The organism is Proteocatella sp. QWL-06 (assembly GCF_058684135.1).
On the sequence record NZ_CM178755.1, the window covers coordinates 2,109,846 to 2,129,077 of the forward strand.

Here is a 19,232-nt window from a genome sequence, read left to right on the forward strand (position 1 = left end):
ACCTCCCTTATTTTATAACAATTTTCTCTCCATCCGGTAAAATCAAACTACATTCAAGCTTACAGCCTGTTACCATGGCAATATCCTCTAAATCATCTATAGTGAATTTTCCACGTTTAATTTTCTGACTGAAAGCCTGAGGTGTCTTATCCAGCCTTCTTCCAATTTCAGATATAGTCATGTCCAGCTTTATACAAAGAATCTTTATCTGTTCATCTATTCTCATATCATCACCTTCCTCATATCTCCATATTAAACATAAACGTTTAAATAGTCAACGTTTTTATTTATAATATTGCATAAAAAAAGGAACCCCTCGGGGTTCCATCTTTCTGACTCTGTTATTCTCCGTCTTCTCTCTCGAAATCCTCGTCTCCGAAAACTTCCCAGAAAGCTTCTGTAACTTTTTCAAACTCTGCATCGTCTTCTATGTTCTGAAGATCTATCTCATCATTTTCAAGCTCTGAATACTTGTAGATAAGCACTCTGTCGTCATTCTCAGGCACAAGGGCGATATACTCCGCTCCCTCAACCTCAAATATTCCAATAACTTCACAAGATACCTCTTCACCATCATCAAGTATAAGGTTGAGAACTATTGGCTCTTCCTCTTCAAAATCATTCTTAAATTCCATATCGCTCATATTCAGCCTCCTGCATACTGCCTTCTTAGGCAGTAATATTTTTTTCATCGACGATAATCTCATCTGATGAATTATATTCTTATCTCTTCAATTATATATCAAATATGAGTCGCCGTAAATAATTTTCTATGTTTCACCAAAATCTATCTTACAGGGCAGATTCCGCTCTCACAGCCATCATTTTCTAGCTCGTATTCCTCTTCTCTAGTCTCGTACTTGCTTATCAGAGATGGTATGAACGGCTTCATCGCAGCCTTTCTGTCATGATATTCCTGCTCAGTGATAGCCTCATATGGAAGGAGCTCGTAGAACGCATCGTTAAGCGGAATGAATGATACCGCAACTATCTTGTCCCAGTGCTTCCACACGTATTCCTCAACCTCTTCCCACTCGTTCTCTCTTACGTGAACCGTAATAGAACAGTTGTGATCGACATAGTTTTCCATGAACATCAGGTAGTTTTCAAGCTGCTCCACTGCCGTCACGTCAAACTTGGTCCTTCCCTCCGGTGCCTTTACAGGGAATTCCACGACCTTTGTCGAAGCAGTCTCCATGTCCTGGCCAACCTCAGGGAATACCGGATATCCAAGCTCCTCGCATACCTTAAGCAGCGGATCGCTCGAAGAAATCCTTACCCTTCTCACGAAATACGGCGAGTGCGAATAGTGAACCCCGCTAGATACCGTAGGGAGCTGAGAAAGAGTTCCCTCAGGCTTTACAGTAGTAACAAGCAGCGGCGCGTTCTGTCCGAGCTCTCTCGCATACTCATCCGCAGCCTCTCTTGCCGCCTGTCTCATGTCTCTTAGAAGCTCAGCCTCGTCAGCTTTGCTCAGCTTAAGCTGGTTTACCATGTCCTGCCATCCAGTCAGCGAGCATCCAAGGAGGCGGTCCCTCTTCTGAGTCTTGTCCCACTCAGGAAGCTCGAGCTCCAGCATAGTCATCCTGTATCCGGCTCTTGCAGAAAGCCTCTGCGCCTTGAGCAGTCCCTCTCTGTCAAGCTTGCCGTCCTGAACGAAGGCCATCACGTTTACCGTAGTAAGGTTGCACACGCCCTTTGAATCCAGAAGGATTTCGCCGCAAGGGTTTACGCCCTTCATGTTGTCTCTTCTCTTTGACGCCGCATCGTGGTTTATGAATCCAGGCTCTCCTGAATATCTCATACGCTCAAGCTGAAGGTGAAGCTCTTTTCTCGACGGCTTGCTCGTGAAGTATATAGAGTTGTTGCTCATCTGTCTGTGCGCTATATCCTGATTGATCTGCCACTTGTTGTTCTCAAATGTGTACAGCTCGGATTTAGCGTTTATAGCTTCCTTGTCGTTCTGGTCGATTATAACCATCTCGGCAGTACGTCTTACCCCGCCTACCACGACATTCTCTCCTATTATGTTAGCAATGTCCATGCAGTCCACAGAAGTAAGCCTTACCTTCTTCTGGCTTATGCTCAGCGCCCTCTTCTTGATGACCCTGTCTATCTTCCTGAACATGCTCTTGAGGCTCTCATGGCCGCTCGCCGTTCCGCCGAACTTTCTGAGCCTCTCGCCTTTTTCCCTTACATTTGAATAATCTATGAAAATGTTCTTGATTCCTCTGTAGTTATGCTCCGTTATCAGCTCAAAATAGAACGAAAGCGACTCTATCCAGCCTTCCTTCGAATCTCCAACAACGATCTCGCAGCTGTCATCCGCAAAGAAGTTGAGCGAAGTATTTTCCATTCTTTCCATCCTTGGCTTTGGAGTGTAGTCCTGATGGATTATGTTGTAGTCAGTCCTTACCTTGGACATACCCGCAACATCCTCATCGAGCACCCTCACGCCTACCCCGCATCCGAGCATGAGCAGATAGAACAGGTCCTTGAAGGACTTGAACGAATCTATCACCTCAAAGGCGCAGTTGAAGTTCGCAAGCGGATAATTTCTGCTCACGTCAGTGTTTCCTATCCAGAAGGTCCTTCCTGAAAGGAACTGTCTCAGGTTGAACACGTTGTCATAAAGCTGCTCAGCCTCTTCCTTAGTAGTCGGCGCTATCGAAGTATTGTACTCCACAGCCCTCTTTACAGTCTCATGCCAGTATTCCCTTCTGCCCTCATTGTTCATGAATCTCGAATAAGTACGGTAGAACACAAAGCTTCCCAGCTCGCCCATAGGAGCTATGCTGTGCTTGTACTGGCTTATGAACTCCTCGCTCAGATGCGAGTCCTCTTCCTTCTTGTTGATCCTTGCCCTGTCTCTCTCAGCTCTGTATATGATATATCTCTTGGCAACATCCTTTCTTATGGAATCCATAAGAAGCATCTCCACCATGTCCTGTATCTGCTCAATGTGTATGATGTCCTTTTCCTTTTCAAAAGCGACCTCAATCTTGTGGGCTATCTCCTCAGACAGCACCGAGTCCACCCCATCTATGGTCTCAGCCATAGCCTTTTCAATAGCTCTCTTTATCTTTGACGCATCAAAGTCAACGAGCGACTTGTTTCTTTTTTCTACCTTCATATTCATACGGCCCTTTCTGTGAACATATATTTCTTCAATCTCATTGGACAAATTATACCACAATATATAGTGTTTTAAAAGCCTTTTTGAGCCCAAAATACAACATATTGTATAACCCACTGTTTCCAGCATGTACAGGACTTATCCCATTTTTATGTACAGGAAGCATGTCCTTACCCACAGTTTTTAATTAAATTGTCAACATCTTATCAAGAAGTTATCCACAATACCCACAATTCTATCCACATGTCAATATGGATATCCCCAATATTTTATTTTGAATTCCGCGCCTTATATATGTGGTATAATATCCTCAGACAGACAACATCATCATACATTAAAAACAGAATAAGGAAAGGAGCCGCAGGATGTACGAACACATATTCGACCAGGAAGTCCAGAAGAAGATGGACGATTTCTTTCTCAAGAACCTGGCTTCACACGGAAAGCTCATAAATTTCAAAAAAGGCGAGATCATAAAGCAGGAAGATTTCGAATCCATATACATACTCCTCGAGGGAGAGCTCAACCAGATAATGCACTCAAAGGAAGGCGACGAGATCATATTCTTCCGCGTAGTAAAAGGAAACATCTTCGGAGAGATGGCCTTCTTTGACCAGTCGAGCACCTTCGCAGTGAACAAAGCCGTGACAAAGGGCTCCATCTCCGTGGTAAACCGCAGATTTGTCGAATCCAAGCTGAGAGAGGATCCCCAGATATATCACTACTTCCTTATAAGCATAATCCGCAAGTACCGCGCTGTCATGTCAGAGCTCGCAAGCTTTCACTTCAACGACTCCACAGGAAGGCTCGCAGACTTTCTAGTTCGGCTATACTACACCGAGGACAGCGAGGACAAGAGCAGGATAAGCATAATCCTCACCCACGAGGAGATCGCCAACCGCCTCGGCCTCAACCGCATCACCGTCACGAACACCATGAACCAGTTCAGAGACAGAGGCCTCATAGACATCGAAAACAGGAAGATAATAATAAAGGACATAGACACCCTCAGGAAGATGACCAACATCCTCGTCTGAGAATGGGCGGCTGTGCCTCATATCAACTAATGCCAATAATGCCAAAATGCAGTGACCGGAGCTCCGGTCATTTTTTTGCGCAGAAAATCAGAGTATCTGCCCCTCACGGCCATACTTATCAGCTATTTGTTCAATTTAATTAAATAATTCTAATTTATGACAAATTTTGATAATTTATCACAATTTGTAGCCTGCACTACAGAAAAAACCTTTTCATTGAGATAGAATATACAAAATGATACAGGGGTATCTACATATATAATGAACTGATACTATCCCGATCATCTATGAAAGGAGAAAAAATGAAAAATATAATAGAAGCAAACTTCGAAGATTTCATGAGCGACCTGCAGAGGCTCGTCAGCATAGAGAGCGTATACGCAAAGGATGACAGCCCGTATCCATTTGGAGAAAAGATCGACATGGCCCTCAGGGAAATGCTTGCCATAGCAGAAAAAATGGGATTCAAGACCTACTACGACCCACAGGGATACTACGGCTACGCAGACTACGGCAGCGGCGAGACCATGATAGGAGTCCTCGGCCACCTGGACGTGGTTCCGTCAGGAGACGTAAAGCACTGGGACAACCCTCCGTTTGAAGTAACCGTAAAAGACGGCAGAGTATACGGAAGAGGAGTCCAGGACGACAAGGGACCTACCCTGACTGCGATGTATGCCTTCAAGGCCGCAGTGGACAGCGGAATAAAGACAGACAAGAAGGTAAGATTCATATTCGGCACAGACGAAGAAAACCTCTGGAGATGCATCAACAGATACAACGAGCTCGAGCAGATACCTGACTACGGCTTCACTCCGGATGCCAACTTCCCGCTCATATTCGCAGAAAAAGGCCTGCTCCAGGTAGACCTCACCGCAAAGGCAGTTTCAGGCATAACCCTCTCAGGAGGAGACGCTTACAACTCCGTGCCGTCATCCATAACTTACAGCTCAGAAAAATCAGATGAGCTCGCATCCGCGCTTGACAGCCTCGGATTCGAGTACAAGAAAGAAGCAGTAAGCCTTACAGTAACAGGCCACTCTGCGCACGCAAAGGACGCAGACAAAGGAATAAATGCGATCAGCCGCCTTCTCATGGCAATGGACAGAGCCGGCATGAAGACAGCCTGCAGCAGCTTCGTTACAGAATTCATAAACGAAGACGCCCTCGCAAAGAAAATATTCGGCGAATGCACAGACGAGATGTCCGGAGCGCTCAAATTCAACATAGGAAAGATAAGCATGGACAGCGAAAAAGAAGTGCTAAACATCGACATGCGAATCCCGGTAAGCGTAAGCAAGGAATTCGTAATGGAAAAGCTGACATCAGCCGCAGCTATACACGGCTTTGAGATATCAGAAAACGACTACCTCAGATCGATATACACCCCGCTCGACTCCCCACTGGTAAAATCCCTCATGGATGCATATCAGGAAGTAACCGGAGACCTCAAGAGCGAGCCAATATCATCAGGAGGAGCGACCTACGCAAGAGCCATAGACAACTGCGTAGCCTTTGGAGCTGCTTTCCCGCACAGCGAGGAGACAGAGCACCAGCCAAACGAATATGCGACAATAGAGGACCTCAAAACCGCAATGGAAGTATATTCAGTGGCATTCCAAAAGCTGCTCTCAATGTAGGGCAGCGCAAAATACCCAAACATACACAGGAGGATCAAAATGAGCAAGAACAAGAAAAAAAGAAGCTTTCCTACGGCATATACCGTACTGTTCATAGTACTTGTATTTGCCGCAATACTTACACACACTGTACCGGCAGGATCATACGCAAAGCTGCTCTACAATGAAGAGACCACAAACTTTGCAATAACAATGCCAGACGGATCAGAGCAGGAAATGCCTGCGACTCAGGCAACTCTCGATGAGCTCGGAATCAAGGTAGACGTTGAAAAATTCACAGACGGCAGCATCTACAAGCCGGTAGCTATCCCTGGATCATACGAGGAAATCGAAAGCAACCCACAGGGAATCATGGAAATCATCCAGGCTCCGATAAATGGAGTATATGAAACTATCGACATCATAATGTTCGTATTCGTAATAGGCGGAATCATAGGAATACTGAATAACAGCGGAGCATTTGATGCAGGATTTGCAGCACTTTCACGTGCGACAAGAGGAAGAGAATACCTTCTGATAGTTATCGTTACATTCCTTATAGCGCTTGGAGGAACAACATTCGGACTCGCAGAGGAGACCATAGCCCTCTACCCTATACTCGTTCCGGTATTCATGATAGCAGGATATGACGCCATCGTATGTATCGCAGCGCTTTACATGGGATCATCGATAGGTACTATGTTCTCTACCGTAAACCCATTCTCATCAGTAATCGCATCAAACGCAGCCGGAATAGCATTCACAAACGGACTTGCATTCAGGCTGATAGGACTTGTTATAGCGACTATAATTACAGTAGCATACATCATAAGATACGCAGAAAAAATCAAGAAAAATCCAGAAGCATCACTTATATACTCACAGAAGGCTGAGATCGAGAGCAGATTCCTTCATGCGAACAAAGAAGTTCCAGAGTTTACTTTCAGAAGAAAAGCAATGCTCACAATATTCACTGCAGCATTTGGAGTAATGATCTGGGGAGTTTCATCACAGGGCTGGTGGTTCATGGAAATGACTGCGCTGTTCCTTGTAGTGGGTGTCCTCATGGGAATACTTTCAGGCCTCGGTGAGAAGGACGCGGTAAACCACTTCGTAGCAGGAGCAGCAGACCTTGTTGGAGTTGCCCTTACAATCGGAGTTGCAAGAGCCGTAAACCTTATCATGGACAACGGACTCATCTCAGACTCTATACTTTACTCTACGACTCAGCTGGTAGACGGCATGAACGGCGGAATATTCGCTATAATAATGCTGCTCGTATTCTCAGTGCTTGGATTCTTCATACCATCATCATCAGGGCTTGCAGTGCTTTCAATGCCAATCATGGCGCCGCTTGCAGACACAGTGGGAATCCCTAGAGAAGTAGTAGTGAGCGCATACCAGTACGGACAGGGACTGATGGCATTCATCACGCCTACAGGACTCATACTCGTTACGCTTTCAATGGTTGACGTAACATACGACAAGTGGCTCAAGTTCATAATGCCGCTTATGGGAATCATCGGAGTGTTCGCAGCGATAATGCTTACCGTGCAGGCCCTTGTATAAAACTGAAAAAGCGATTAAAATATAAATAAATCTGAAATCAAAAGCTGTGCTTCCTAATGAGGCTCAGCTTTTGCAGAATAAACTCAAGGAGGCAATCAAATGGACAATGTAACATCAAGACTTCTGAAATACGTAAAGGTAAACACTATTTCAGACCCAAAATCAGAGACACTGCCATCTACTCAGATCCAGTTCGATCTTGCAAAAATTCTTGTAGAAGACCTTAAGGAAATCGGCGTAAAGGACGCATCGCTTGACGAGAACTGCTACGTGATGGGAAGCATCCCGGGAAATGCAGAGAACGCTCCAGCCATAGGACTGATAGCCCACATGGACACGAGCCCTGAATTCTCAGGAGAAAACGTGAAGCCCCAGATAATAGAGGACTACGACGGAAGCGACATAGTGCTTAACAAGGACCTCAATATAGTGATGAAGGTATCAGACTTCCCTTACCTTGCAGACTTCAAGGGCCATACCCTGATAACCACAGACGGCACTACCCTGCTCGGAGCAGACAACAAGGCCGGAATCGCAGAAATCCTGGAAGTCGCGAAATACTTCATAGACAACCCAGACGTAAAGCACGGCGACATAAAGATCTGCTTCACTCCAGACGAAGAAGTAGGAAGAGGAACCGAGAAATTCGACCTCGAAAAATTCGGCGCAGACTTTGCATACACGCTTGACGGGAGCTTTGAAGGAGAGATCGAGTACGAAAACTTCAACGCAGCCTCAGCCGTAGTGAAGATCCACGGAACAAACATACACCCGGGCTCAGCAAAGCACAAGATGAAGAACTCGCTCCTTATAGCGATGGAGTTCAACGCCCTGCTTCCTGTGTTTGACGTGCCTCAGTACACAGAAGGCTACGAAGGCTTCTACCACCTTGACGAGGCCGGCGGAACCGTAGAACTCACTACCCTTGAATATATAATCAGGGACCACGACATGGAAAAATTTACCGCAAGAAAAGAATTCATGACAAAGGCAGCCGCATTCATAAACGAGAAATACGGTGAGGGAACGGCAGAGATAGAGATAAAGGACAGCTACTTCAACATGAGAGAGCACATACTGCCAGTCATGCACATAGTGGACTCCGCAGTTGCAGCCATGGAAAAGACAGGCGTGAAACCTATAGTAAAAGCCATCAGAGGAGGCACAGACGGAGCAGCCCTTTCATACAAGGGACTACCTACTCCAAACATCTTCACAGGCGGATTCAACTACCATGGAAGATACGAGGCAGTCTCAGTTCAGTCCATGAACAAAGCAATTGCAACGGTTATAGAGATCCTGAAATCTTACGCACAATAAAACCACAGCAAATACACAGGCAGCTCCCAGTTATCCATAAGGTTATCCACAGTATCCACAAAATTATCCACATGTCAATATATGTGACATATATTTGTTCAAAAACTAAAAATAATGTGGTACAATAAGGAAAACTACAGGAAAACACAAATCGGAGGTGCTTATGGAAAACAAAAAAATCGCAGCCTTTTTCGACATCGACGGGACCATCTTCAGAGATTCGCTCATGGTGGCTCACTTCATGAAGCTTCAGGACTTTCAGATAATCGATGACAGCAAGTGGCATACACAGGTCCATCTTTCAAGAGAAGCCTACAAAAAAAGAAGGCTCGACTACGACACATATCTGGAAAGCATATCCTCGGCATACGAAGAATCACTCAAAGGGATTTCCTACTCCGACGTAATGTTTGCAGCGCGCCACGTCATCCAGAACCGTGCGGATGAGGTGTACAAATTCACCAGAAGCCGCATAGAGCAGCACAGGAAAAAAGGCCACATGGTCATATTCATATCAGGAAGCCCCGACTTTCTCGTGAGGCAGATGGCCAAGGTCTGGAAGGCGGACGTATACAGAGGAAGCACCTATGTATTCTCAAGAGGCATATTCACAGGAAAGATAATCCCTATGTGGGACTCAGTGAGCAAGCAGAACGCCATAAACGAGCTCGTGAACATCTATGATATAGACATGAAGCACAGCTATGCCTACGGAGACACCAACGGCGACATAAGCATGATGATGAGCGTAGGCCATCCATATGCCATCAACCCGGCAAAGGAGCTAATAGAGAACATCCGAAACGACGAGATGCTCAGAAAAAAAGTACAGATAATAGTAGAAAGAAAAGACGTCATCTACAAGGTAGATCCAGACGTAGACATAACAGAAGAAACACTCTAACCCCCCAGAGAATATATCTGAATATATAAGGATATACATTGCCTCGGAATCAGCAGAAAATCTGCTGTGCCCGGGGCATTTCTTCGTCCGAAAAGCTACCCCTTCGGAAATTTTTCAGTCTTCTCCCCCCTTTTTCAGCACCTCCCCGCATATGTATGAGTGTAAGACAGAGCGAAAGGAGGTGAAAACAATATGGCAACTTCAACAAAGCTGGCAAGCGCCCTCAAGATGATATACGTCACAGGGACAGATGGGACAGAAGAGATAACAAAATCCCGTACCATCGCAAACATTAACATGGAAGCCACAGATGAGAATGTATACGGATTTGCAGAGGCAATGCTGCTCCTGCAGGAGCACGGCGCATCGGTAAGCAGAATCGACTCCGAGATACTGACAGCGTAAAGCAGTCTGAAAAATAAGGGAAAGGAGGTAAAATAATGGATACAGAAAAAAACCTGGTACTGAGCTTTAAGAAAAGCACAGGAAACGCATGGTCATTCACAGTGCCATATCCAAAGGACGATATAGCAGGCGCAGACGTGCTTGCACTCGCCAACTACATGATCACCAACAGGATCATCGTGTTCAAGGATCTTTCAGAGCTTGCGAGCTTTGAAAAGGCATATCTGCAGGAAGTCACAAAGACAGACGTGAATACGAACCTGTAATTTAAATATCATTCACCCATCAAAAATGCTGCAGGAGAATTAACTCCGGCAGCATTTTTTTGCCTTAGCATGAACCCCAAAAACAGGAGATTCATGCTTTTTATATGTCCAGCAGAAAATCTATTATATTCTTTATCCTTATCCCGCCAAAGTCATCATACAGATGGCGGTCCATCGTGAGGATATACTTGGGATAATTGTCAGATACAGCCTCTAGAGACCTCAGCTCCCTCGCCCTAGTGTTCTCATCCATTATAGTAGCCGATACCTGATAATATATCTTCTCATCCAGCTTTTCAGCGACAAAGTCCACCTCCAGATTTCCTATCTTTCCTACAGTGACCTTATAGCCTCTCCTGAGCAGCTCAAGATACACCACATTTTCCAGCACATGTCCATAATCCGTGTTTCGAAGCCCCGTTAGCTGATTCCTTATCCCGATGTCAGCTATATAGAATTTCTCCAGCGTTTTCAGAAACATCTTGCCCTTAAGATCATACCTGCTGGCACGGTATATTATGAATGCATTTTCAAGCATCTTCAGATAATTGTCTATAGTTTCGCCCGACGTCTTCCTTCCGCTGCTTGTCAGATAATCACTTATCTTCTTTGTCGATACTGCGCTGCCAGTATTTGCCGCTATGAATTTGAGTATGCTCTCAAGCAGGGCTGCATCCCGCACCCCATTTCGCTCAATCACATCCTTCATCAGGACCGTATTGTAAATCCCTTCAAGAAAAGGGCCTACCATCTCCGGGTTATCCAGAAGCACTGCGACAGTAGGAAGTCCACCATATCTGAGGTACTGACTGAACACCTCATTCACATCTGCAGAGCCATCATATTCAGTAAAATCCAAATATTCCCTGAACGAAAGCGGCTGCATCTTTATTTCCACATACCTTCCCGATATCAGAGTCGAAAGCTCAGAAGACAGCAGGTATGCATTTGAGCCCGTTATATATATGTCCACATCAGCATCCACGAGAAAGGAATTTATCACCTTTTCCCATGAGTGCACCTGCTGGACTTCATCAAGCAGTATATAATGCCTTATATTCTTATCCGTGATACGTTCCTTTATATATGCGTGCAGCTCCCTGTAGTCCGATATATCATCAAACTCAAAGGATTCAAAATTCATCCTGATTATTCTTTCCCGGGGTACCCCATCCTCGATAAGATGCTTCTCAAAAAGAGAAAGCAGAGTAGACTTGCCGCAGCGCCTTATGCCCGTTATGACCTTTATGAGCGGTTTATCCCTGAAGCTTATCAGCTGCTTCAGATACACATCTCTGTTCTTCATAAAATACCTCCTTTTTCCGAGTATAACCCAAAAAAAAAATAATTTCAATAGTTTTACGGTTATAACCGCAAAAATACATTTTTTTAAATTTTTTTCAGATATAACCGTAAAACTCGGCAACAAAAAAACGCCTGAAAGCTCAGGCGAATTGTCTTAGTCTATTGAATTATTTTACTCTATTATTTCAGGCCTGTGATACAGAAATCCCTGAAGAAAATCAAATCCATATGCTTTGCATTCATCTGCAAGAGTCTGCGTCTCAATCCCCTCGGCTACAGTGACCATGCCGTTCTCACGGCTGAGATGAACTATGCTCCTTACTATGTTTCTCGTCTTCTCGCTGCTGTCCATGTGTATCACTATATCCCTGTCCATCTTTATTATATCTATAGGGAAGAGATCGATATACCTGTACGAAGAATATCCCGAGCCAAAATCATCCACTGCTATGCGGTATCCCCTCTCAGAAGCTGATCTGAGTATCAATGCTATCTCATCCGTCTGCGCAAATACCTCCTCCGTGATCTCAATGACCAGCAGGCGGGGATCTATGCCTCTTTCTCTCACGATTTCATCCATATACATTATGTTGTGTATGCTAAGGCTGTTCACCGAGAAATTCATGGACACAAAATCAAGATCAGACCCTCTCTCTTCAATAAAATCCGCCGCCGTTCTTATCATGAGCCTTGTCAGCTCGTTTATAAGATCCGACCTCTCAATGACAGGAATAAACTTGCCCGGCGGTATTATCTCCTTACCATTTATCCATCTGGCAAGCAGCTCATAGCCGCTCTTTCCTCCCGATGTACTCACTATCTCCTGAAACGCCACCTTTATATGGCCATCTCTAAGTGCCGCCGAAAAACGCGAGGCAGTGCTGGTGAGAATATTGTATGCCTCCTCGTCCTTCTCATCATACTTATGCATCATATGATTTGAAGATACTGCCTTTCGCAGCGCCAGAAGCGCAGATCTCAGCCCCATCTCAAGCGTTATGTAATCCTTTGCGACCGATACTCCCATCCTGCTCTCAATATAGAGCGGGACATCATCGATTATTATAGTGCTCCCGTGTATGGATTCCAGCCTGTCGCATACAGCCTTCATCCTTTCATCGGATGCCGACTCCACCCTTACCACGAACTCCATTCCATGATTGCGGTATATGCTCACGCCATCCAGGCCATCGACCGCTTTCCCAAGCACCCTCGCATATTCCTTCACGAGGTCCTCGCTGAAGCTCAGCCCGAAAAATCCCATTACCGCCTCATAGTCCCTGACAGTTATAGCTACAAACCCCGTGCTCACGACAGAAACCTGCTCTTCGCTCCTAAGTGCGTTTACATTGAGAAACCCCGTCACCTGATCCCGTGAGAGCATGTCCGCCATATCCCGGCCTCTCTGCTCATTGAGCTCGGCAAAAAAACCTATGATCCATGCAATAGTAACATATATGCCGGCTCTCATCATCCAGCTGGCCATAGGCTGCATGACAGATGAGGATACATGAATCGGCATCAGCGGCCCCATAAGTATCCCGGTAAACAGCGCGTGAATGACTCCAGCCTTTCTCCCGCAAGTAGAAGCGACTATGGCGATCGGTATGTAATTGAAATTAGGGTACACGCTCGTCGTCCCGCCGCCACGGTATACTACCATGACATTCAGCAGCGACAGAGCGTATCCCCAGAAAATACTGTTTTTCTTCCCAAATCCAATGATTTTCACAAATACGGCTCCCTTCGTATTATCCCCTGAAAACCCCTTCTAAGCAAACAGCAGCAGACTTACAGACATTACCATCATTCCCGAGATGAGTCCGTAAATCGCGATATGGTGCTCCCCATACTTTTCGGCAGTAGGAAGAAGCTCGTCTAACGATATATATACCATTATCCCAGCAACCGCCGCAAAAATCACTCCAAATAATGAATCACTTACAAAATAATACAGCAGGAAGAATCCCACAATGGCTCCCACCGGCTCCGAAAGTCCTGACAGGAAAGACATTTTGAATGCCTTCTTCCTGTCCCCCGTTGCAAAATATATCGGAACCGAGACCGCTATCCCCTCAGGGATATTGTGGATCGCAATAGCCACGGCTATGCTTATACCCATAGTAGGATCCTGAAGCGCACCCGCAAAGGTAGCAAGCCCCTCGGGAAAGTTGTGTATTGCAATAGCAAGCGCAGAGAACATCCCCATCCTCAGCAGCTCCTTCTCATTTATCTTCTTTCCGTTTTCAAGCTCCGTCACGTCATGTATCTCATGCGGGTTCTCACCCTCAGGCACGAGCTTGTCAATCGCGGCAATCAGCGCTATACCCATGAAAAAAGCAATCGTGGTTATCCAGTAGCCGGCAGTTGTTCCATAGGCGACAGAAAGCGACTCCCTGGCCTTTGGAAATATCTCTATCATCGATACATAGATCATTACCCCCGCCGAAAAACCCAGCGCCGCAGACAGAAACTTGTGATTCGTCTGCTTCGTATAAAACGCCAGCGCCGAACCTATTCCCGTCGAAAGCCCCGCAAACAGCGTAAGGCTGAATGCAAATATAATATCCTTAAGTTCAAAACTCATAACGTCACCTCCATCTCCAGTCTATTTTTACCTGCTCATATCCAGACATCATGAAGATCCCCTCAATCGTCTTCTCAGCATTTTCCTTTGCCTTTTCTATTATCCCGTTTTCAGCCGCCTGCTTCCTGAGATCCTTCTCAAAAAGCTCAAGCGCCTTCAGGGTATCCTCCGTAGTTACCTCATTGAAAAGCCCGTCCTTTTCATCATAGGCTTTGTAGGAAAGAATCTCACCCGAGGTTATGACCGGCTCGTCAAGCCTCAGCACAAGCCTTCTTCCATCAATCTCTACATCCTCTTCCTTGACCGAGGACAGGTCTATGCCCGCCTTCACCCTTGCCTTTACCGTGAATATGAACGACTTCTGCGTGAATGGAATCTCAAAGCTGTTGAAGAATTTCGCATTCTTGAAGTCTATTATCTCATTGAAATACATCTCCACCGTGTTCAGCTCCGAAATGCTCCTTACCCGCTCAATGACGCCCGAGCTCGAAAAAGCCTCCCGCTCAGATATCCTGCTAGTCATAAGAAAAGTCGATACCGAAGCAACTGCTGCAATAACAGCTATGACGGCAAGCTGCCTTAATGCCTTTCTCATAGTTCCTCCTTCAAAAAAACCTTCTGATTCAATACTATCAGAAGGCCAATGGTAAATCAATATTTAATTTTCTGATTATTTATTTGGTTTAAGACTCGATAATTTCATATTCATCTAAAATTCTTATCATCTGAAGCAACTCATTTTCCTGATAATCTTTTTCTAATAGTTTAAAACCAAAATCTTCATACAATCTAATCAGATATGGTATATTTTTACACTCCAACATAATTATTCTCCCGCCTAATCTTATCTGCCCTTCAAGAATAGTGGCCAGGCAATAATTAAGTATCTCTAATCCCGATATAGTCTCGCCATACATTTCATTTTTTCCGATTTGGCCAATCAATATCGATGGAAACTCCGTAATTGGAGTGCCATTTCTTTTAGAGCTGAACCCGTCCAGTTTTTTTGCCTTTCTTCCCGTTATCAAATCTTCGGGTATTTTCAAGACCTGAATCGCAATCGTATAATACGCAAGTATCTCAAATTTATCTTTATCTTCATCATAAATAAAAAATGTTCTACTTTTTCCAAGTTTTTCGAAATAAACTGCCTTACATTTTAAAAAATCTTCAATATCCGGATCTTTTTTACAAACAAAAATAGAAATAAGTTCTTGAGTTCTTGCCTCATCACTTATCTCTATTAATCGCTTTAGCGAGATAACATTTGTTTTAATTTGCGTTCACCTCGCCTTTCTTTTTCAGGCGATACCAGTTCTCTGTTTATTTTTAGGCTATTTGTAGGAGTGGAGATAATTTTCTCAAATGACTCTACAGCCTTTTTGGTATTTAAAGTAAAATCTTTGTTAAAAGATGACGTAGCCATATTATTCCCTCCCTTAATACTACTTCTCACTAAATTTTATATATACCTTCAAAGTATACCATATTATAATATAATTTTCCAGTATCTTTGAATTATTCATTATAATATTTTACTAATTTATTTATACCCAATATTTTTTATTATTATCTCATATTTACACTGTCAGCTATCCAAGCTTGCAAGGTAGCTTGCATGGTCAGCTTGCATGGTCAGCTTGGGGGGTAGCTTGGGGGGTAGCTTGGGGGGTAGCTTGGGGGGTGACCGAAATTATCGCCCTGAATATTTCATCATACCAATAATCCCTGTAAATGCCCCTGCACTGTCTATCAGGACATCCTTCAGCGCCGGCCCTCTTCCCGGAACAAAGGCCTGATGGACTTCATCACTGACTGCATATACTACGCATATCATAAAACCCCAAAAAATGTGCCTTTTCCCGATTCCAAAGCTCTTGTATAAGGCATTAATCACAAGAGCTCCAAGTATCATATATGCCGTAAAATGGGCTCCTTTTCGGAGGATGTGATTGAGCTGATCTGAACCAATATCCCAAAGTGGCGTCGCCTTCTGGATAATTTCAATAACCGTCTGCGTTATTCCTGTGCTCAGCTCATTGGACTGCTCTGCCACCTGTGATGAGAGCATGAATATGACTGCCATCCACGAGATGACAAGCGCCCATGAGATGATTATCCTGAGTTTTCTATCTTGATTCGTATTATATTTATTTTTGAATATCAATAATCTCCTCCATCCTAAGCGGATTATATTTTGAGGTCCCATTTAGATACTGTGATATGTCATTCTCTATATTATAAAAATCAAGTACATTTTTGAGAGAAGCAAGAGTACTTTTCTTATATCCAATCTTATCCATAAGCTTCTTTAAAATGCCATTATCATAATACCTGACTGAATCCTCAATAAAGGCTTTAACAGCGTGAATGCTGAGATCTTCTATTCTCCTGTAATTCTGAAGCACTTCAAGGAGCTCAATCATCTTTATAGTTTTTTCATTAAAGTCCAGATTTATCCTTTGAACAAGTACATTCTTTACTGTCTTTTTATCTTCAAGCGAAACTTTTGAATATACTTCTGCTGTCTTTGATATCTGTGTAGTAAGCCCGTATCTGTTATACATCTTATATCCCACAATCACGCCCTTGTTTTTGCCTTTCCCCAGATAATGTTCAAGAATATCACTTTCACTTGATGCTACAGTTCCAAACCTTCCCTTTTTGGGCTTGCAGTAAACGCCTTTCCCTATTCTAAGAATATCTCCGTTTTTTGTCATTCTCGAAACAGCTTTGTGAAATGCCGGTTCTGGAACGTAGCTGAATTTCTCTTTGTATATTTTTTTCGTATCTATTATTCTAAGTTCCGGATACTTATTCATACTTTCCATAATAACACTTGCATAGCTCATGCTTCTCACCACCTCTCTTTATTACATCTTAAGATATCGGAATTCCATTGTCAAGTTTTTTTAAATTTAACTTGACTTAATTACCTTTCTCAGCTTTGAAATGGCTGACTTTTTTATGTCTTTGGAGTAGTCATAGCTTATGCTGAGGTTTTTTGCCACGTCTACCAGCTTTTCCTGCCCTATTATGTTCTCAAGGACTACATACCTCTCCTTTTCCGTGAGCCCGTTCAGCAGGTCCTCTATCTCTATCCAGCCGTAGCCCATCTCTATCACCGGCCTGTCCTGGACATAGTTCTCATTTTCCTGCGTCATAGAGGTCTCGTTTTCTGTGAGCCTTATGTCCTTCTTCTTTATATCCCAGAAATAATAGGACAGCATGCTCTTCATGTATCCGAGAAACCTTATGTCCCGCTCCACATCAAAATCCCTGATCAGCATTATGCACTTCATCCTGCCCATCTGCATCAGGTCCTCATCCATATACCCGAAATACCTTCTGCAGCACGTGATTATGAGCGGCTCCATCCTTTCTATAAGCTCTGCCATCGCATCGTTGTCCCCGCATTTCGCCTTTGCCATGAGCATCTCCACCACCGCGTACTTCTTTCCCTGACCATTTTCCATAAAATACCTCCCTTTTCTTCGCTTGTATGCACGTTTGCATACATAAAAGTTAAAAAAACACATACCAGAATATATCAAAAATAAAAATATATGAAAAATAAAAATAAAAAGCATCAGCATCCCTCATGAGAATCACAGAAGGTACAAGCCAAGGTTCTTCATCCTTATCTTTGCCGCTTTTCTGGACACGCCAAAGCATCCTGCCAGGCAGTCTATCAGGCCCGGTTCCTGAGCGTTTCTATCCACAGCCCCCAGCTCGAGCGCCTTCTTTCTGAACATGTTTTCAGGCATGAGTATAGCCGCAGCGAGGCTGTCTGCCTGCCACTCTATCCACTCTTCCGAGGTCCTTGGGCTCATGAGTGTCTGTGCGCCGCATCTGCATGCCCTTGCCGCCGATTGGTCTCCGGGATTGACAGCCATGAACCTCAGCTGATGAAGCTCCCAGTGGATCATCTCATGCGCGATCGTGAATCTGTCCCTTCCCCTGAACTCGAGGGTGCTGCTTTCGACAAGGAGGCTGCCTTTTCGGTAATGCCTTCTTATGTATCTGCCCTTTTCCCTGTCATAGACCTGTACCTCTCCGTCAGAAAATATCATCATCCCAAGTATGTCCTTATACTCACCAAGGCTCACATAATCGATTTCAAGACCCATAGAGAGCTCGGCAATATCCTCCACAGGAAGCGGCATAGGCTTTTCAAGCGCCTCCGGGAAGTATTTCATCAGAAATCCGGCCGCAATGGAGTCAATGTCTTTCTTGTATATTATAGGTACCAGGTCGCTGCTGAGATTCACAGGCATTTCCCCCTCATTTGTTATATATTTTTATTTCGTCTACGCAAAATGCTGCTATCTCCGCAGATCTTACCCTCGCGCTGCAGCTGAGGAGAAACCACTGCTCCACATCCTCAGATACTGCCGTGCCATAAAAGCAGTCCCCTATCTCTATCATGGCAGACACGAGAAGCTTGAAATATACCTCATCGTCCTCCTGAGTGATCTCAGATGCTCTCATTATCCTCACCCGGCTGACGTTTGCGCTAAGAGCCTCACTCACATAGAAGGCCCTTCTCGTGAGGTCGTACTCGCTGCGCTTTTCATTCACATGACCTCTTACAGCCTCATGTATCTGAGCATGAAACCTGTCCTTAAGCAAAATCTCGAGCATCAATACCCCCTGTTATTCATCCACGTCCAGAGCCCTGATGAATTCCTTCCAGGCCCTGTCGGCTACCTCGCTGCTGCCCTGCTCACCCTTCTTGCGGGCCTTCCTGAGCGCGATCCTCGCAAGGTCGCTTTCCTTGATATAATCCGGCAGATCCATGGGAATCTCGTCCCTGTCCTGAGAGGCAATGTCTATCATGAAATCCGTCTCTTCCTGAGACAGGCCAAGCAGCTGAGCTATCTCCATGAGCTTTGGCAGCGCCGGTGGATTTCTCCTGCCTTTTTCTATGTCGCTCCAGTACGCAGGCGAAAGCTCCAGCAAGTCTGCCATACGCCTTAGGCTCAGGCCCCTTTTTTTTCTCTTTTCAACTACAAAATCTCCAAATCTGTTGGGATTCACAAAAACCACTCCTTCAATCACAACTGCGTGTATGCTTCCATGAG

The 19,232-nt window shown here is 44.6% G+C and carries 22 protein-coding genes; 7 read left to right on the forward strand and 15 right to left on the reverse strand.

Annotation, left to right across the window (positions count from 1 at the left end; genetic code table 11):
• Positions 1-7: 7 nt before the first annotated feature.
• From AC4PGZ_RS10135 to nrdJ, 3 genes are all read right to left on the reverse strand, one after another.
• Entirely contained in the window at positions 8-226 is a 219-nt protein-coding gene (locus AC4PGZ_RS10135; RefSeq protein WP_492158503.1) for an XRE family transcriptional regulator, read from the reverse strand.
• Positions 227-341: 115 nt separating this feature from the next.
• The gene (locus tag AC4PGZ_RS10140) at positions 342-692 is read right to left on the reverse strand and encodes a DUF1292 domain-containing protein (protein WP_492158504.1); all 351 of its coding nucleotides are present in this window, start codon (positions 690-692) and stop codon (positions 342-344) included.
• A gap of 95 nt (positions 693-787) precedes the next feature.
• A complete protein-coding gene (nrdJ, locus tag AC4PGZ_RS10145; RefSeq protein WP_492158505.1) occupies positions 788-3,139 on the reverse strand; it encodes a ribonucleoside-triphosphate reductase, adenosylcobalamin-dependent in 2,352 nt (783 codons plus the stop codon).
• A gap of 362 nt (positions 3,140-3,501) precedes the next feature.
• On the opposite strand from nrdJ, the gene AC4PGZ_RS10150 reads away from it, so the two are divergent.
• From AC4PGZ_RS10150 to AC4PGZ_RS10180, 7 genes are all read left to right on the forward strand, one after another.
• Positions 3,502-4,173 carry a Crp/Fnr family transcriptional regulator gene (locus AC4PGZ_RS10150; RefSeq protein WP_492158506.1) on the forward strand — a complete coding sequence of 224 codons (672 nt, stop codon included), beginning with the start codon at positions 3,502-3,504 and terminating at the stop codon, positions 4,171-4,173.
• Between the two features lie 302 nt (positions 4,174-4,475).
• Positions 4,476-5,813, forward strand: a complete 1,338-nt coding sequence (locus AC4PGZ_RS10155) for a Sapep family Mn(2+)-dependent dipeptidase (protein WP_492158507.1) — start codon at positions 4,476-4,478, stop codon at positions 5,811-5,813.
• 39 nt (positions 5,814-5,852) lie between these two features.
• Positions 5,853-7,361: a YfcC family protein gene (locus AC4PGZ_RS10160; protein ID WP_492158508.1), complete on the forward strand. Its 1,509-nt coding sequence runs from the start codon at positions 5,853-5,855 to the stop codon at positions 7,359-7,361.
• 99 nt (positions 7,362-7,460) lie between these two features.
• The gene (gene pepT / locus AC4PGZ_RS10165; RefSeq protein WP_492158509.1) at positions 7,461-8,681 is read left to right on the forward strand and encodes a peptidase T; all 1,221 of its coding nucleotides are present in this window, start codon (positions 7,461-7,463) and stop codon (positions 8,679-8,681) included.
• A gap of 163 nt (positions 8,682-8,844) precedes the next feature.
• Positions 8,845-9,585 carry an HAD family hydrolase gene (locus AC4PGZ_RS10170; protein ID WP_492158510.1) on the forward strand — a complete coding sequence of 247 codons (741 nt, stop codon included), beginning with the start codon at positions 8,845-8,847 and terminating at the stop codon, positions 9,583-9,585.
• A 192-nt stretch (positions 9,586-9,777) separates the two neighbouring features.
• Positions 9,778-9,990 (forward strand): DUF1659 domain-containing protein, encoded by a 213-nt coding sequence (locus AC4PGZ_RS10175; protein WP_492158511.1) that lies wholly within the window; start codon positions 9,778-9,780, stop codon positions 9,988-9,990.
• Positions 9,991-10,025: 35 nt separating this feature from the next.
• Positions 10,026-10,256, forward strand: coding sequence for a DUF2922 domain-containing protein (locus tag AC4PGZ_RS10180; RefSeq protein ID WP_492158512.1), 231 nt, complete (start codon positions 10,026-10,028; stop codon positions 10,254-10,256).
• A gap of 100 nt (positions 10,257-10,356) precedes the next feature.
• Here the strand turns inward: AC4PGZ_RS10180 and AC4PGZ_RS10185 are convergent, their stop codons facing one another.
• The 12 genes from AC4PGZ_RS10185 to AC4PGZ_RS10240 all read right to left on the reverse strand — a co-directional run bounded on the left by AC4PGZ_RS10185 (position 10,357) and on the right by AC4PGZ_RS10240 (position 19,188).
• The gene (locus tag AC4PGZ_RS10185) at positions 10,357-11,562 is read right to left on the reverse strand and encodes an ATP-binding protein (protein WP_492158513.1); all 1,206 of its coding nucleotides are present in this window, start codon (positions 11,560-11,562) and stop codon (positions 10,357-10,359) included.
• A 171-nt stretch (positions 11,563-11,733) separates the two neighbouring features.
• Positions 11,734-13,293 (reverse strand): EAL domain-containing protein, encoded by a 1,560-nt coding sequence (locus AC4PGZ_RS10190; protein WP_492158514.1) that lies wholly within the window; start codon positions 13,291-13,293, stop codon positions 11,734-11,736.
• Between the two features lie 39 nt (positions 13,294-13,332).
• Complete coding sequence (zupT, locus tag AC4PGZ_RS10195) at positions 13,333-14,148, reverse strand: zinc transporter ZupT (protein ID WP_492158515.1); 816 nt, start codon at positions 14,146-14,148, stop codon at positions 13,333-13,335.
• A gap of 4 nt (positions 14,149-14,152) precedes the next feature.
• Positions 14,153-14,743, reverse strand: coding sequence for a DUF4230 domain-containing protein (locus tag AC4PGZ_RS10200; RefSeq protein WP_492158516.1), 591 nt, complete (start codon positions 14,741-14,743; stop codon positions 14,153-14,155).
• A gap of 88 nt (positions 14,744-14,831) precedes the next feature.
• Positions 14,832-15,194: a hypothetical protein gene (locus tag AC4PGZ_RS10205; RefSeq protein ID WP_492158517.1), complete on the reverse strand. Its 363-nt coding sequence runs from the start codon at positions 15,192-15,194 to the stop codon at positions 14,832-14,834.
• A 206-nt stretch (positions 15,195-15,400) separates the two neighbouring features.
• Positions 15,401-15,574 (reverse strand): hypothetical protein, encoded by a 174-nt coding sequence (locus AC4PGZ_RS10210; RefSeq protein WP_492158518.1) that lies wholly within the window; start codon positions 15,572-15,574, stop codon positions 15,401-15,403.
• 267 nt (positions 15,575-15,841) lie between these two features.
• The gene (locus AC4PGZ_RS10215) at positions 15,842-16,315 is read right to left on the reverse strand and encodes a VanZ family protein (protein ID WP_492158519.1); all 474 of its coding nucleotides are present in this window, start codon (positions 16,313-16,315) and stop codon (positions 15,842-15,844) included.
• Positions 16,299-17,000 carry a DUF6088 family protein gene (locus AC4PGZ_RS10220; protein ID WP_492158520.1) on the reverse strand — a complete coding sequence of 234 codons (702 nt, stop codon included), beginning with the start codon at positions 16,998-17,000 and terminating at the stop codon, positions 16,299-16,301. The genes AC4PGZ_RS10215 and AC4PGZ_RS10220 overlap by 17 nt, the downstream gene beginning before the upstream one ends.
• Positions 17,001-17,066: 66 nt before the next feature.
• Positions 17,067-17,624, reverse strand: coding sequence for a sigma-70 family RNA polymerase sigma factor (locus tag AC4PGZ_RS10225; RefSeq protein WP_492158521.1), 558 nt, complete (start codon positions 17,622-17,624; stop codon positions 17,067-17,069).
• 132 nt (positions 17,625-17,756) lie between these two features.
• Positions 17,757-18,419, reverse strand: a complete 663-nt coding sequence (locus AC4PGZ_RS10230) for an ImmA/IrrE family metallo-endopeptidase (RefSeq protein ID WP_492158522.1) — start codon at positions 18,417-18,419, stop codon at positions 17,757-17,759.
• A gap of 13 nt (positions 18,420-18,432) precedes the next feature.
• On the reverse strand, positions 18,433-18,792 hold the full coding sequence (locus AC4PGZ_RS10235; protein WP_492158523.1) for a hypothetical protein: 360 nt from the start codon (positions 18,790-18,792) through the stop codon (positions 18,433-18,435).
• 12 nt (positions 18,793-18,804) lie between these two features.
• Entirely contained in the window at positions 18,805-19,188 is a 384-nt protein-coding gene (locus AC4PGZ_RS10240; protein WP_492158524.1) for a helix-turn-helix domain-containing protein, read from the reverse strand.
• Between the last annotated feature and the right edge of the window lie 44 nt (positions 19,189-19,232).

Bases quoted from the DNA above. Each gene is read 5' to 3' on its own strand.
- AC4PGZ_RS10135 (WP_492158503.1), bottom strand. From the start codon at position 226: ATGAGAATAGATGAACAGATAAAGATTCTTTGTATAAAGCTGGACATG.
- AC4PGZ_RS10140 (WP_492158504.1), bottom strand. From the start codon at position 692: ATGAAAAAAATATTACTGCCTAAGAAGGCAGTATGCAGGAGGCTGAAT.
- nrdJ (WP_492158505.1), bottom strand. From the start codon at position 3,139: ATGAATATGAAGGTAGAAAAAAGAAACAAGTCGCTCGTTGACTTTGAT.
- AC4PGZ_RS10150 (WP_492158506.1), top strand. From the start codon at position 3,502: ATGTACGAACACATATTCGACCAGGAAGTCCAGAAGAAGATGGACGAT.
- AC4PGZ_RS10155 (WP_492158507.1), top strand. From the start codon at position 4,476: ATGAAAAATATAATAGAAGCAAACTTCGAAGATTTCATGAGCGACCTG.
- AC4PGZ_RS10160 (WP_492158508.1), top strand. From the start codon at position 5,853: ATGAGCAAGAACAAGAAAAAAAGAAGCTTTCCTACGGCATATACCGTA.
- pepT (WP_492158509.1), top strand. From the start codon at position 7,461: ATGGACAATGTAACATCAAGACTTCTGAAATACGTAAAGGTAAACACT.
- AC4PGZ_RS10170 (WP_492158510.1), top strand. From the start codon at position 8,845: ATGGAAAACAAAAAAATCGCAGCCTTTTTCGACATCGACGGGACCATC.
- AC4PGZ_RS10175 (WP_492158511.1), top strand. From the start codon at position 9,778: ATGGCAACTTCAACAAAGCTGGCAAGCGCCCTCAAGATGATATACGTC.
- AC4PGZ_RS10180 (WP_492158512.1), top strand. From the start codon at position 10,026: ATGGATACAGAAAAAAACCTGGTACTGAGCTTTAAGAAAAGCACAGGA.
- AC4PGZ_RS10185 (WP_492158513.1), bottom strand. From the start codon at position 11,562: ATGAAGAACAGAGATGTGTATCTGAAGCAGCTGATAAGCTTCAGGGAT.
- zupT (WP_492158515.1), bottom strand. From the start codon at position 14,148: ATGAGTTTTGAACTTAAGGATATTATATTTGCATTCAGCCTTACGCTG.
- AC4PGZ_RS10200 (WP_492158516.1), bottom strand. From the start codon at position 14,743: ATGAGAAAGGCATTAAGGCAGCTTGCCGTCATAGCTGTTATTGCAGCA.
- AC4PGZ_RS10210 (WP_492158518.1), bottom strand. From the start codon at position 15,574: ATGGCTACGTCATCTTTTAACAAAGATTTTACTTTAAATACCAAAAAG.
- AC4PGZ_RS10220 (WP_492158520.1), bottom strand. From the start codon at position 17,000: ATGAGCTATGCAAGTGTTATTATGGAAAGTATGAATAAGTATCCGGAA.
- AC4PGZ_RS10225 (WP_492158521.1), bottom strand. From the start codon at position 17,624: ATGGAAAATGGTCAGGGAAAGAAGTACGCGGTGGTGGAGATGCTCATG.
- AC4PGZ_RS10235 (WP_492158523.1), bottom strand. From the start codon at position 18,792: ATGCTCGAGATTTTGCTTAAGGACAGGTTTCATGCTCAGATACATGAG.